This window comes from Thermococcus sp. JdF3, from assembly GCF_012027495.1.
Taxonomy (GTDB): domain Archaea; phylum Methanobacteriota_B; class Thermococci; order Thermococcales; family Thermococcaceae; genus Thermococcus.
The window spans coordinates 154,967-167,873 of record NZ_SNUK01000004.1 but is presented as its reverse complement, the minus strand read 5'-3'; the positions used below and the strand labels follow the sequence as shown (position 1 = coordinate 167,873).

10 protein-coding genes are annotated in these 12,907 nt (G+C 54.0%); 6 read left to right on the top strand and 4 right to left on the bottom strand.

From position 1 onward, the window contains the following. Positions 1–8 precede the first annotated feature (8 nt). Together E3E42_RS07905 and hxlAB are read right to left on the bottom strand one after the other, a co-directional pair. On the bottom strand, positions 9–764 hold the full coding sequence (locus E3E42_RS07905; RefSeq protein ID WP_167903861.1) for a hypothetical protein: 756 nt from the start codon (positions 762–764) through the stop codon (positions 9–11). Positions 765–819: 55 nt separating this feature from the next. Next, entirely contained in the window at positions 820–2,040 is a 1,221-nt protein-coding gene (gene hxlAB / locus E3E42_RS07900; protein ID WP_167903859.1) for a bifunctional 3-hexulose-6-phosphate synthase/6-phospho-3-hexuloisomerase, read from the bottom strand. 139 nt (positions 2,041–2,179) lie between these two features. On the opposite strand from hxlAB, the gene E3E42_RS07895 reads away from it, so the two are divergent. The 6 genes from E3E42_RS07895 (at position 2,180) to E3E42_RS07870 (ending at position 6,515) form a co-directional block, all read left to right on the top strand. Next, on the top strand, positions 2,180–2,905 hold the full coding sequence (locus E3E42_RS07895; protein ID WP_167903857.1) for an arginase family protein: 726 nt from the start codon (positions 2,180–2,182) through the stop codon (positions 2,903–2,905). Positions 2,906–2,909: 4 nt separating this feature from the next. After that, positions 2,910–3,239: an Sjogren's syndrome/scleroderma autoantigen 1 family protein gene (locus tag E3E42_RS07890; protein ID WP_058939243.1), complete on the top strand. Its 330-nt coding sequence runs from the start codon at positions 2,910–2,912 to the stop codon at positions 3,237–3,239. Then, positions 3,236–3,448, top strand: coding sequence for a helix-turn-helix domain-containing protein (locus E3E42_RS07885; protein WP_139680371.1), 213 nt, complete (start codon positions 3,236–3,238; stop codon positions 3,446–3,448). Before E3E42_RS07890 ends, E3E42_RS07885 begins: the two co-directional genes overlap by 4 nt. Positions 3,449–3,591: 143 nt before the next feature. Next, on the top strand, positions 3,592–4,587 hold the full coding sequence (locus E3E42_RS07880) for a DUF4855 domain-containing protein (RefSeq protein ID WP_370519633.1): 996 nt from the start codon (positions 3,592–3,594) through the stop codon (positions 4,585–4,587). Further along, entirely contained in the window at positions 4,580–5,581 is a 1,002-nt protein-coding gene (locus tag E3E42_RS07875; protein WP_167903856.1) for a hypothetical protein, read from the top strand. Before E3E42_RS07880 ends, E3E42_RS07875 begins: the two co-directional genes overlap by 8 nt. Before the next feature lies 1 nt (position 5,582). Beyond that, the gene (locus E3E42_RS07870; protein ID WP_167903855.1) at positions 5,583–6,515 is read left to right on the top strand and encodes a CGP-CTERM sorting domain-containing protein; all 933 of its coding nucleotides are present in this window, start codon (positions 5,583–5,585) and stop codon (positions 6,513–6,515) included. Between the two features lie 65 nt (positions 6,516–6,580). Here E3E42_RS07870 and trmBL2 read toward each other — a convergent pair whose 3' ends face one another. Together trmBL2 and rgy are read right to left on the bottom strand one after the other, a co-directional pair. After that, positions 6,581–7,375, bottom strand: coding sequence for an HTH-type transcriptional regulator TrmBL2 (gene trmBL2, locus E3E42_RS07865; RefSeq protein WP_167904043.1), 795 nt, complete (start codon positions 7,373–7,375; stop codon positions 6,581–6,583). Between the two features lie 342 nt (positions 7,376–7,717). Further along, entirely contained in the window at positions 7,718–12,862 is a 5,145-nt protein-coding gene (gene rgy / locus E3E42_RS07860; protein WP_167903854.1) for a reverse gyrase, read from the bottom strand. Positions 12,863–12,907: the final 45 nt, after the last annotated feature.

Sequence of the window (12,907 nt, the reverse complement as noted above, 5' to 3'; positions counted from 1 at the left end):
TTTACCACCTACCACTTCTTGACGAGCAGGGAGAGTATCTCAACCCTGCCGTCGAGGTTCTCATCGGTTATAATCCCCCAGATCACATCCTTCTCGGAGAGTATCTCCTGGAAGCTGTGAAGTATACTGTGGGCGCCCCGGAGGGGGAAGTCGTTCCCCACGAGGATGCCTATCAGTCCGCGCTCCCAGATGCCCCAGTGCCAGGTAAAGTCAACCTCCCGGAGGAGACGCAGGATTCCGACGTTGCCGCCGCGGATCATGTTGAACAGGTCGGCGTAGTCGATGTTCACCAGCATCTGGCTCTCCAGATAGTAATAGAGCCGCGAGAACATCTCCGCTATGCCGGCGGAGGCCCCCTGGAACGCATCCTGGAGGGAGACGCTCTCGTCGGTGAAGAAGTCCCAGAGGGAATCGTAAAAAACGGTCTCAAAATCGCGTGCCCATGAGGGTTTTTTCTCATCTACAAGCTCTTTTCTGGGGGTGAGAACGTAGGCGAGCCTTATCGTGTCCCGGGGTGCGCTCTCTATTATAATCTCCCCCAGTTCGTGATTCACGTCCTTATCCTCAAACACGAGCCAGAGGAAAGTATCCTTAGGAAGCCGGGAAAAGAAGTTCCGGAGCCGCTCCTCGTACCTCCCGGAGTTCGAGAGGAGATAGTAGGCGGGGTTAACGGTCACCTTGACTATCCCATCAGCGGTTATGCTGTTGACTATCCGCGCGCCCGTGCCGCCTATTCCAACGAAAAGATGGGTAAAGGACTGCATGACGACCCCTAAAAAGGGAATAGGAAAGGCCGTTCATATCCTTTTCGGTCCACCTTCACTCAAGGGTTGCGTGCTTCTTCTTCATGTCCTTCTCCGTCTTCTGGAAGGTGGCCATGAGGAGTGCTATGACTCCGTCGAGGAATATCATGGTCGAGTCCTCGAAGAGGGTTCCCATCGGGGCTATCCACTTGTACTTGGTGAGCATCTGGCGGGCGATGTAGTCGGTCGGAACGTCACTCTTCGTTCTGCCTGGCACCTCAACGACCACATCCGCGAGCTTTCCAAGGGTCGAGTTCGCATAGGATGTTATTGCAACGACCTTTCCACCCTGGGCCCTGGCTATCTGGGCGGCGTCAACTATGCTCTTGGTCTCACCGGAACCGCTGATGGCTATGAGCAGGTCTCCTGGCTCGAAGGCGGGGGTTATCGTTTCGCCGACGACGTAAACGTTGAAGTCGAGGTGCATGAGCCTCATCGCGAAGGCCTTACCGACGAGGCCGCTCCTTCCTGCGCCGTAGATGAATATCTTGTTCGCTCCAATCATGGCATCAACGAAGCCGCGAACCTGCTCTATCTTGAGCTTCTCAGCGACGTTGCCTATGTGATCGATTATGTCGGTCATGGCCTTCCTTATCGTCATCATGTACTCTCCCCAGAAGAGGTCGATTATCTTTCTGGTGACTTCCTCAGGTTTCTCAGCCTTGGTTATCGCGCCTCCGACGATTATTATCGTGGCGCCCAGCTCAATGACCTTCGGTATGGTCTGGAGGTTCAGCCCGCCGGCGACGGCAACGGGGACGCTGACGGCTTTAACAACCTTCTCCAGGTCCTCCAGCGGGCTCTTGCCCTGAACCTGCTCGTCTATGCCAGTATGAACGAGGATGTAGTGAACGCCCATCTTTTCGAGCTCCTTGGCGCGCTTGACCTTGTCCTTGACGCCTATGAGGTCAACCATGACCCGGATTCCATAGCGCCTTGCGACATCAACCGCGTCCTTTATCGTCTTGTCATCGGTGACACCGAGAATAGAAACGACATCGGCACCGTGGCGCGCGGCCATCTCGACCTCAAGGGCGCCGGTGTCCATGGTCTTGAGGTCGGCGACGATCTTCCTGTCCGGGAAGCGCCTCTTGAGAAGCTCAACCGCGCGCATGCCTTCCTTCTTGATGAGCGGGGTTCCAACCTCGAGCCAGTGGGCACCGCCGCGGGCGGCCTTCTCCGCGATAGAAATGGCCTGCTCAATGTCAGTTAGATCAAGGGCAACCTGAAGTATCATCTCCTCGCCTCCGAAGAGTTTTCGATTTAACCTCAGAACGCTACTTTTTAAACTTTGGCGTCGCGAATTAACATTTAAATGTCCAAACACATCGCCAAGGTTTAAAAGCCCGAGCGCCAACACCGGTCGGTGGAATCAAATGGTGACGTTCATTCCCTTCGGCGAAAAACCCAACCGCGACGGCGTTCTCTACGTTCTCCAGCTCCTCAAACGGAACAAGCTCATAGAGGATTACATGATAGTTGAATCAAGCAGGGTCGAACTTCTGCCGGAGAGGATTCCCCAGGATGGCGCGTACATAATAGGCGAACACCTCGCCACGTACGGAATAGTTGAAAAGCTCAGGCCCCAGTCACTCATCAGCGTCGATGCCCACACGGATCTGATGCACGACTACCTCGACCACGGCTCGTGGCTGGCCTACACCCTTGAGGAGCGCCTCGTAAACCGGGCCGTCGTCCTCGCCCCGGTCCTCATGATACCAACCACCGAGAGAACGCAGCTGTGGACGCGGCGCGTCAAGATATTCCCCGCCCTCCTGAGGAGCAGAAAAGTCCGCGGGAAGTGGAGGGCATACAAGAACCTCCAGACAAACGACCTGCTCGAGATACTCGACGAGGCGAAGAGGTACCTCGGCGGGGAGATATACCTGACCGTTGATATGGACGTTCTCCGGCCCGAGTACAGGATAGCCCGCTTCCAGCACGGTGAGCTGACCCTTGAGGAGCTCATGGAGGTGCTGGAAGAGGTGAAAAGGAATTTCAGGATAGCCGCTTTTGACATAGCAGAGGTGTCGGATAGGATAAGGCGTTCGAGACTCGGGAAAAAGGCCTTCGTCGAGGTGTTCCAGCTCCTGACGGGGTGATTGAATGAGCGCCAGGGGGCCCACGGAGGAGGAGATACGGAATATAATAATGCCCCTCATGCTCTCGGGGGCCAAGATGCTCGACAGGCACTGCCCCAACTGCGGTTCACCGCTCTTCGAGAAGGACGGGAAAGTCTTCTGCCCGGTCTGCGAGCACAGGAAGAAGCAGCAGAAAGCCGAAATGAAGGGCGTTGAAGAGAGGCTGATGGAGAAGCTCAACGAGCTCGCCAACTCCCTCCCAGAGGACATAGACGAACTGGAGAAACATTTAAGGGCAATGGAAAAGATAATAGAACTGTTGGAAAGATACCGGAAACTGGAGGGAGGAGAATGAAGAATGTAAAGGTTCTGGAGGCCCTCGGCGATGGCCCCAAGACCATCGAGGAGATAGCAGGAAAAACCGGCATCCCCGCTATGGAGGTGCGCCGCTACCTGCTCCGCTTCGTCGAACAGGGCAAGGTCGAGAGCTACCAGAAGGATGGGAAGCTCTACTGGAAGCTGAAGGAGAAGGACGAGCTTGAGGAGGAGTTCAAGTACGTTTGAGCCCCCGATTTCTTAATTCATATTGAAGCTTGAGTAATCGGTTTTTACCATTTATTTTTGACTCACAATGTTGTGATTTTGACAGGTAGAAATCCAAATAGCTTTTTATAAAACCGAAGTAGTATTCGTGATAGTGATGTCTCGTGGCAAAGTTCGCACTATGGTGGGTTCGATGGGACGGCTCTGACTACGTGTCGAGGATGACTGTCTGGGACAGAAAGGCTACCGCTGGTGACTTCAGGGAGAGGGGTTTTGAGGGGATTGTGATACTAGATGGTGAAGGGCGTAACTCTCACTGCAGTGGTTTTATGTACTCTAACGGATACAAAGACGGGAGAGAGTTAGCAGAATGGGTTCTCTCTCCGGGCGTCGATACGTCGCTTTACGTTACTATACCATTTTACCGTCCCGATGGTAAGCAGAGGGATCAAGCCCAAGCGTCTTTTTCAAGCGTCCCAGATTCATACTACAGGGGCTGGATTGATGGTGTTCTGAGCATTGACAACAGCGACCTTAGGGGCTTTTACTGGAGTTACGAGAGCTGTCTTCAAACCGGCAACTACGGCAAGAACGTTTCTGAGGAGTTCATCCAGAGCCTTCATGATTACGTTCACGGACATGGGGAGGAACTAATGTGGATCCCGGCAACGGGTAACAGAGGGGTTACGTATTTGGATGATCCCTCCTTTTGCGCTATTCAGAGTTTAGCAGGATACTTTGACTACATCTTTGTTCAGCCTAACTATTACCAGAATTCAACACTCAACGAAAAGTATGGCACTGTACCCTATACCTATCAGAAACTCATCGAAAAAGTTGAATGGATTGACAACATGCCGGGTAATGTTTCAATAGAGATGGAAGTCGACAGAAGCATTCTTTATAACTATATCTCCCGAACACACATAGAAGAAAATTTTAGAGAACCCTTGATAGAAAGATGTGGTCCTAGGTTTACGCATGAGTGCTTGATTCAGTATACATGTGATGCAAAAGAGATAGCCTTCCATTATTTAAAAGCCCAAAAAGATGTACTCAATAGAAAATATAAAGACCTTGCTTATTATTTCAGCGTAGATCTCAGAGTCATTGACGAAATGAAAGGCTTTTCGAGAAGATTGGGTGAGGCATATGTATAGACGAGTTGCACTCCTTTTCTTTGTGTTGTCCCTCTCACCTTTGGCTTTTCCCACACTCACAGCAGCCTCCGTAGATTGCTCCCCCTATGAAGTTTACTCCGTTGGCTCGGTCTTCCAGATAGACGGCTGGCTCCTGATAAATGCTCTTCACTGGAGTTACACCTGTGAGATGATAGCCGGCGAATGGGTGAACAGGGTTGACACCGCGAATTCCTACTTAATCCTGACCGATGGGAGGAGGGCGTTCTTGATAGGTGGTTCAGGCCCTCCCCTTGATTGGACAATGCCGGCAGGTTTCCTGGACGGGACCTTCTACGCCGTTAGAATCTCCACGTATAAAGAACAGTACAAGAACATCGCCGTAACCATTAACGGTGAGCCCAGGAATATTACCTTCACAAGAAACGTCCGGGTGGAGGAGATCTACCGCTTCAACGGCACCTGTTTTGAGCCCGTCTCGAAGTGCTCCTTTATCAGCTATCCAAACGGAACTTCATTAAAAACCTGCAACGGAACTCTCGTGAACGTTTCACCCTTCAAACTCCCCCGCTGGAACGTCCACGGAAGCCCCGTGATGGTTGAGGGACGAAACCTTACCTTTTCACTGGACGGAAATCAACAAATCGCCCGGCTACCCGAAGGAATGAACCCCTCTCTCTTTGCTCTCACCGCTTTTGGGGCGAAGAACGGGGTTGTGTTAATTAATAAGCGGGTGTTAAGACTTCCAGCGGGAACCACCATACGGGACGCGCCGATACTTTTCGGGATTGAGAACGAAACGATTGTTGAGATAAGAATTCAACAAGATTTCAACGAAATGGTATGCAACTATAACCTGTCGGAAACGGAGGACATAGTAGGTCAGGTGGATACTAAAGCCTTCCCAGTCAGGGGTACCACCACATCACGTGAAAACGGGATCTGCGGGCCAGGGTTGCTCGTTCTGTTAAGCGTGGCGGGCCCGGCACTGAAAAAACTTCAAAGGAGGTGGTAGAATGCATAGAATGGTAATCCTCCTCATCACCCTCCTCCTTTTCCTTACCTTTCCTGTTTCCGCAACGTACTACGTAAAAGAGCCCAGTCCCCTTTACGAGGTAAAATACTCGGTTCTCTCGAACGGAACCGATGCCTTAATTCATCTGGAAGTCCTTCAGTGGGGAGTCAGCTGCGGCATGACCGACTGCTGGCCCGAGGTCTTTTACGGCCACGAGTACCTCCTGTTCTTCGATGGCGGCAGGCTTTACCTGCTGAACTTTACTCCCGCGGTAGGAGTTCCCACGGAGGGGATAATCTACAGGAGAGCAACGTTCATCAACGGGAGCTGGTACGTGGAGATGGAGTACCACCTCCCGGATTATTCCCAGGTCGACATGGTTCACAGGTTTGACACTCGGAACTTCTGCGTTGAGCCGGTAAACGTCAGCAGTTGGTTCTGGCTCCATCGGGGAAAAATTAGCAATGGGATTAACGGCTGGAGGATTGAACTGCAATCCTGGGGTCCCGGAGAATGGGGTCGCGCGAACGTGAGCGACCTCTGGATAGCTTCCAGCAAAAGCGCGAGCAGCTGGTCTCCAGGCCCGGCCATCGTTGCGAATTCGAGCGTCCCGGTTTACTTCACTCTCAAAAAGGGCAACCTTACGAGAAATGTCACCCTCGTTTACCTGAACGCAACTGGAAACGGCAGTCTGATACAGGGTTTCTGGTTTCCAGGCGATGTTAAAATCGTCAACGTGACACTCTGCGAGAAAGCTAACGTGAACACATCTACCAGCACGACCGCTGAGACCAACGGCACAGCCCGCACAACAGAGATGCCTCCCAGTACAACGAAAACACAAACCAGCACGAAAGAAACCAAAAAGGGCATCTGCGGACCAGGGCTGATAAGTTTGCTCGCAGTGATTCCGTTAATCCTCAGAAGGCGTTAGCTCCCCTTTCTTCTTAACGCAGGTAGGGCAGTAAAAAGGCACATGAAGAACAAGGAAAAGAGGAATCAGGCCTTCTTGGCCTGCTCCCAGTACTCGTTGAACTTGCCCTCGAAGAGGGCCTTGACGCGGAAGTCCTTGATCCATATCTGGGTCTCGTAGTTGAAGTACCTTGCCGCCATGTCCTCGAGGGCGAAGAAGACCTCGTCGTCGCAGATGAGCATCGGGAGCTCAATCTTGTCGATGACCTTGAGCTCGAGCTTGCCGGCCTTGTAGTAGTCCATTATCTTTGAGGTGCCGAGCCTGTGGAGGACGTTCTCGGTGACTATTATCCTGGCCTTGGCGCCGTTGTTAATGGCCTTGATGATGTCGCTCTCAAGGTTGATGGCTATGTAACCGTCGTCAGCCAGGAGGATCTGCTCCTTGACCTCCTCGAACATCTCCTTGGTCTTGAGGGTGGCGTTCCTTATGCCCCTCACGACCCAGACCTTCTCGACACCGTACTTCGGAATCTCGGTCTCAATGAGCGGGCTCATGAGCTCGAGGAGCTCCTCCTTTGCCTTCTTCTTGAGCTCAAGCTCCTCGGCGACGCGCTCCTGCCACTCCTCGATGAACTTCTCGAGGATGTTCTGCGGGTGGACGGGCCTGTACTTGTTCACCTTGCCAGGCTGGCTGATGGCGAAGCCCTTCTTCTCAAGGCTCCTGAGGACGTCGTAGGTCCTCGGAGCCGGGACCTCCGAAACGCTGGCCAGCTCGGCAGGGGTGAGGACGCCAAAACCGACTAATGCCACGTACGCCCTGGCCTCGTAGAGGTTCAACTCAAAGTGCTCCTGAAGGAGCTCAACCATCCTGTCCTTAACCATTCTTACCACCACCACATTTTCTATTTTGTATTTGGATTTCATCACATATAAGTTTTTTCCAAATGTTGTTAGTGTCTTCGGTTATGTCCCGAAGATTACCCCGGGATGACTTCCCAGGATGTTACTGCCGTTGCGTATACATGCAAACTCATTACTACATTGGGATTTTAAAATTTTTGGTTTTACTTGGGAGCAAAATCACCCTAGAACCTTTTGTCTCCACGTGTATCTCAAAATTCTAGAAAACCTGACCCTCCGTACAGGCGCAGCCCAAAATTAGTATCACCAAAAGTGTTAGAGTACAGAGTATTAAAAAGTGGTAAACGTTAACCAGAACAAAAGTCACTGGGGCCTTCCATTCCCCAGATATCCCTGCAGCTCCCTATAAAGTGTGTTTAGGACCTCCTGATAATCCGCACGGCCTTCCTCGATGCGGTCCATCAGCTCCTCGAGTCCCCGCGTCTTGTCCTCATTGACGAGATCCTTATATTTACTAATGAGATAGTGATAAACCTTGATGCCCTGGTCCGTCGGCACCAGTTTCTTTCTGCCGCGGGTCTCAATGGCGTAGTAGCGCTGGAGGAGCGTTTGAACGATCTTCGCGTACGTCGATGGCCGGCCGATCTTGCGCTCCTTCATCAGCGCTATTATGTCGCCCTGGGTGTAGAGGGAAACCTTGGGCGCCTTCCACTTCTTGGCCTCGACGACCTTAAGCTTAGCTCCAGGCTCAAGCTTTGGCAGCTGCCTCATCGGCGGGCCCCTAAGCCGGGTCCAGCCCTCCTCAACGACCTCAACATAGCCCTCTACCTCGGTCTTTCCAATGCCCGCGTCGATGATGGCCTTTTCATGGATTATCCTTGCAGCCTTCATCTGGCTCGTCATGAACTTCTTGAATATCATGTCGTAGAGCCTGTAGTGGTTGCGGGTGAGGTTCTTCGGAAGCTGAAGGATTCCATCGCGGATTAACTGCATCAGCCTGCCAGTGTCTATCGGTCTGGTCGGCCTTATGGCCTCATGGGTTCCCTCTTCCCCCCAGGGCCTCGGCTTGAAGTACTCCTCACCTATCTCCTGGGTGATGTACTCCTTCGCTATCTCGATTCCCGTGTTGCTGACGTGAGTGGAGTCTGTGCGGTGGTACGTGCAGTTGTGGGAAACGGCGCCGTTGGCTATGAAGTTCTCCGTCGTCGTCGTGAAATCGTAGAGCTTTCCGGTGTAGTGCTCCTCATCGACGTCTATAACCTTCACCCACGTCACGTTGGCCTCCACGAGGGAGCGCAGGTAGTCTTTGACCTCACTCTCCTCCGCGTAGGCAAGGGCCCTGGCAAGCTTGTCCCTCGGAACTGACCCGGGTTTCTTCATCCAGTTCCAGACGTCAATGCCCTCCTCCCTCAGGAGTCTCGTTTTGGCACCTTCCGGGAAGGCCAGTTCCTTCACGAGGTTTCCAACCGGTATGAGGTCTGACTCCAAGGGCTTCCTCGTCCCGCAGTAGGCGGAGTAGGTCCCTTCAAACTGAGCTTTTCTTATCCTGAGGTGCGGGTAGATTTTCCCGCGGAAAACGCCAAGACTGCGGTTGCTTATTATGAGATCCCAGATTCCCGTCCTCTCGTCCCGCTTTAGGTAGTTGAGGATCCCCACCTGGTGGAGATAAATGCTGAGCTTCCTCAGCAAATCCCCGCGCTTTGAGGTGAGAACCGCCCTGAAGTTGACCCCTTTTCTGTCATGGAGCAGGGAAAACGTTCCATCGGTGTCGAAATAGCCGGCGATCATTGCGTTGAGCATTCTCTCAGGGATGGTGAAGACGAGGGGGTGAAGCTCACCCGAGCGGGCACCGAGGCGTCTGAAGAGCTCGGCCAGTATGGAGTTCGAGAATCCGACCTGGCCTGCAGTTTCGAAGACGTGGAGGAACGGGAAAGTCTCCTCAAGGATTTTTCTGACCTGCTTGAGCGGTGTTTGGGCGATTAGAACCTTGCTCTCCCTGAGCGTCCCGTCCCCGAGGACCAGTCCGAAGACGTACCAGAAGTTCTCGTCCAGCATGAAGTTGGGGATCCTCTTGCTCCCCGCCCTCTGGCGGTAGAGAGAGACCACGTGGGGCTCGAAGTCCTCAACCTTCCACTCGAGCAGTTTCTCAAGCGGGACGACGCGGTTGCGGAGGTACTTGTACCTCGTGCTCGTCTTCACCCTATCCCTGACCAGCGGGGCAACCCTGGAATCAAAGTACCCCTCCTCCAGCTCAACCATCACGTCCGTTATCCCCAGCTCGATGAGAAGCCCCAAGAGGGTGTACTCCCTACTGCCACCGTGCCCGGTGTTGTAGGCGAAGGCAACGTAGTCCCCGGGCCGAACGTTCTTCGCGGAGACCCAGCCGAGCTTCCCGTCGCGGAGTACGAGGAGCCCGTGGTCGGGGGTTGCCCTTATCTCGTGGCCGTTCTTGAGCCTCACGACCTTGAGCTGTCCGTCCCATTCTACCTCCCAGAACCTCGTTGCCTCGGCGCCTTTGGCTTTCAGCCCGTTCACGGCCAGGAGGTTTCCTTCCCTTCCCCTAACGGCGTCTTCGATTTTCAGCAGCCTTCCGTCGGAGAGGCTGACTATCGTGTCAGGAGTCACGCAGAGGCCCGCCTCGAAGAGATCCTGGGCCAAACGCATCGTCTCAGGCGCGGAGAGCTTGAGGAATGTTGAGGCGTCCTTAAGCATGGCGTCCGTGGTGTACGGCGGCGAGGGGTTGATCTCCCTCTCCTCCAGCTGAACTTCCTCGACAGTGACGTATTCCGGCGGCTCAACGTTCTTGCCGTCCTTTCCGAGCTCCACGGTTATGCGCAGGTCGTTCTCCAGGGTCAGCCCCATGAAGTACGTCTCGCTCTCGGTGAACTCCTTGTAGCGCTCAATCACCCAGCCGAGAACCGGCGTCTGAACCCTTCCGGCGGAGAGGTTGCGGTTTTCAAAGACACGCTGGAGTTCCTGGCTCAGCTCAAAGCCTATCCACCTGTCCTCTATGCGCCTCACTATCTGCGCGTTGACACGGCCCTCGTTCACATCCCTGGCCTCCTCAATAGCGCGCATTATGGCAGGTCTCGTGACCTCGTGGAACTCTATGCGCTTGATGTTCGGGGTGTACGGACTCAGGACGTTCATGATGTCCCAGGCTATCTTCTCACCCTCCGTATCGGGGTCCGTCGCTATGAGTATCTCATCAACCTCCTGGGCGAGCTCGCGCATCGCCCTGACGTTCTGAAGGGCGTCGCGGACGTTGGTCGAGCCGCAGCGGGGACAGACGCCTTTCTCCTCCCAGTCCACGAACTGATGACCGCAGTCGCGGCAGCGCTTTATGGTGTCGTAGACGGGTATGAACTTCAGCATACCATCTTTCTCATCAACAAGAACGCCGTGATAGCCCTCGTTTGTCACGAGATCGAACATGTGCCCGCCGCTCGCCAGAATGGTCAGCATCATGTTTCCTATGCTCACCTCGTAGGCGACCAGGTCACCTATCCTCGTCTTGCTCGGCTGGCCGAAGAAGTTGGCTATCGTCCTGGCCTTGTTGGGGCTCTCGACTATCATGAGGGCTGATTTCACCAGGTCTTTGACCTTGGCGCTTATCCTGCCCTCCATGACAAGGCGAACCTTCTCCCTGTCCTCGTCTATCTGCTTCAGAACCTCGTCAAGGTCGAGCTCCTCGAAGGGCACCATCTTGAACTCCGTGAAGCGCCAGCGCATCTGCCTGAGGAGACCGTTGAAGACCTTCTCGTTGTCCACAAGGAGGACGCTCAGTCCCTTGGTGATTCCACCGGCAAACAGGCGGCTCGTCCTTCCGGTGGCCTGGATGTAGGTTCTGACATCGGGGATTTCGATGTACCATCTGCCACCTTCCTCTTTCAGACTGATGAACGGGTCCTCGGCGAGCTTTCTGAGAACCTCCTCGTCCTTGAGAACCTTCCTCAGGAACTCGACCAGCTCGCGGAAAACGCCGAGGACGTGGTTGTGGAACTCGTTCTCTATCGGCAGTCCCTCCGCGAGGGCCTCCTCTATCTTGAGGAGCTCAAACTGGGGAATGTTCCTTATGAGCCTCCTGAGCCTCGCATGGAGCTTCTCAGCCTGCTTCCTGTCTTCATCGCTCAGAAAGTCCATGACCTCACTGAGGAGGCCGAGGGCACGGTATATGGTCGGCCTTTCGAGGTCTATGGAGAAGCGGAACTTGGGAACACCGGTGAATATCGCGTAGCGGATGAGGTGTGGCATGTCAAGACCGCGGACGAGGGAGCCGTAGTAGGTGGCGGAGCCGATGAGGTAGTCGGCCTCCCCGTTCTCGAAGCGTTCGATGGCCTTTTTGTTCTTCGAGCTGACGAGTTCAATTCTGAAGCCGCGCTCGCGGAGATAATTGGCCAGCTCCTCGGCGTAGCCCAACCCCTGATCGATTGGGGTAAATATTATGCCCCCCTTCCCGAGCATCGTTAAAAGATCCTCCACGTGCTCCTTGATGTCCTTGCTCGGCTTCAGGTAGCTGTCAGCGACGTTCCTGAGGGCGCTCCTTCCACTTCCAACCTCGAAACCCAGGAGCTCGCGGTAGAGTTTTATCCTGTCTCCCCTTGCCGAGCCCGTGGCCGAGGCTATTATCATTATTCCGATCGGGTTTTCGCGCTTGAACTTCTCTATCTCACGCTGGAGCTCGGAGATCTGGACGTTCAGTTCCTTGAGCCTCTCCTCCCTGTCCTTGGCGCGTCCGTTCAGGTATTTGGACATCTGCTTTTTAAGGCGAATTATCTCCCAGGCCTTTCCGATTACCTCGTCGTTGAAACCGAGGAGGTAAAGGGAGCGGTCTATGTTCTTGCTGGCCTTGAGAAACGCATCAACGTCATCGACGAATATGAAATCGAAGTGCCTGCCCTTCAGGACCTCATCGAACTTCCTGGCCATCCACTGGGCGCTGGTAACGAGTATCCCGTAGTCCCCGTTCTGAATCCTGGCCAGCATCTCCTCCTTCTCCTTCTTCCGGAGGTTGCCGTGGTAGTAGGCGAGGTTGACCTCAACGCCCGCATTCTCCGCTATCTTCCGAATCTTCCTGACGGTCTGAACCACCAGCGGCGTTGTCGGGACGACTATGTAGCTCTTCTTCCCCCGGGTCGCATGCCAGACCGCCATGAACGCCCCAAAGGTGCTTTTTCCCATCCCCGTGGGGGCTATGATTGAAAAGCTCCTGCCCTTCAGGAGCCTCTTAACCCAGGTTCTCTGGGCGCTCCAGAAGGTGAAGCCGGTGGCCTTTTCGAAGAACTCCTCAACTTCACGCAGTCCGTTTTCAAGGGAGTATATCCTGTCCCACTCCTTCAACGTGCCCTTGAGCTTCAGGGCGCTTCTAACCGCAGTGATGAGGTCAAAATAAGAATCGGCGGTGACGGTATCATCGAGACATTCGCTGCACGGGTTTTTATTGATCAGCCTCTCATCGGAGATTCTACCGAGGCAGTTCGGGCACATCTCCCGATAGATCGCCTTCATTTTCTCACCCTCTAAGTTTCTATTTGGTGCGGGGGGCATTTATAA

What these genes read in the sequence shown, in the direction of transcription:
- E3E42_RS07875 (WP_167903856.1), top strand. Translation starts at nt 4,580, where the DNA reads ATGTATAGACGAGTTGCACTCCTTTTCTTTGTGTTGTCCCTCTCACCT.
- trmBL2 (WP_167904043.1), bottom strand. Translation starts at nt 7,375, where the DNA reads ATGGTTAAGGACAGGATGGTTGAGCTCCTTCAGGAGCACTTTGAGTTG.
- E3E42_RS07890 (WP_058939243.1), top strand. Translation starts at nt 2,910, where the DNA reads ATGAGCGCCAGGGGGCCCACGGAGGAGGAGATACGGAATATAATAATG.
- E3E42_RS07885 (WP_139680371.1), top strand. Translation starts at nt 3,236, where the DNA reads ATGAAGAATGTAAAGGTTCTGGAGGCCCTCGGCGATGGCCCCAAGACC.
- rgy (WP_167903854.1), bottom strand. Translation starts at nt 12,862, where the DNA reads ATGAAGGCGATCTATCGGGAGATGTGCCCGAACTGCCTCGGTAGAATC.
- E3E42_RS07870 (WP_167903855.1), top strand. Translation starts at nt 5,583, where the DNA reads ATGCATAGAATGGTAATCCTCCTCATCACCCTCCTCCTTTTCCTTACC.
- hxlAB (WP_167903859.1), bottom strand. Translation starts at nt 2,040, where the DNA reads ATGATACTTCAGGTTGCCCTTGATCTAACTGACATTGAGCAGGCCATT.
- E3E42_RS07895 (WP_167903857.1), top strand. Translation starts at nt 2,180, where the DNA reads ATGGTGACGTTCATTCCCTTCGGCGAAAAACCCAACCGCGACGGCGTT.
- E3E42_RS07905 (WP_167903861.1), bottom strand. Translation starts at nt 764, where the DNA reads ATGCAGTCCTTTACCCATCTTTTCGTTGGAATAGGCGGCACGGGCGCG.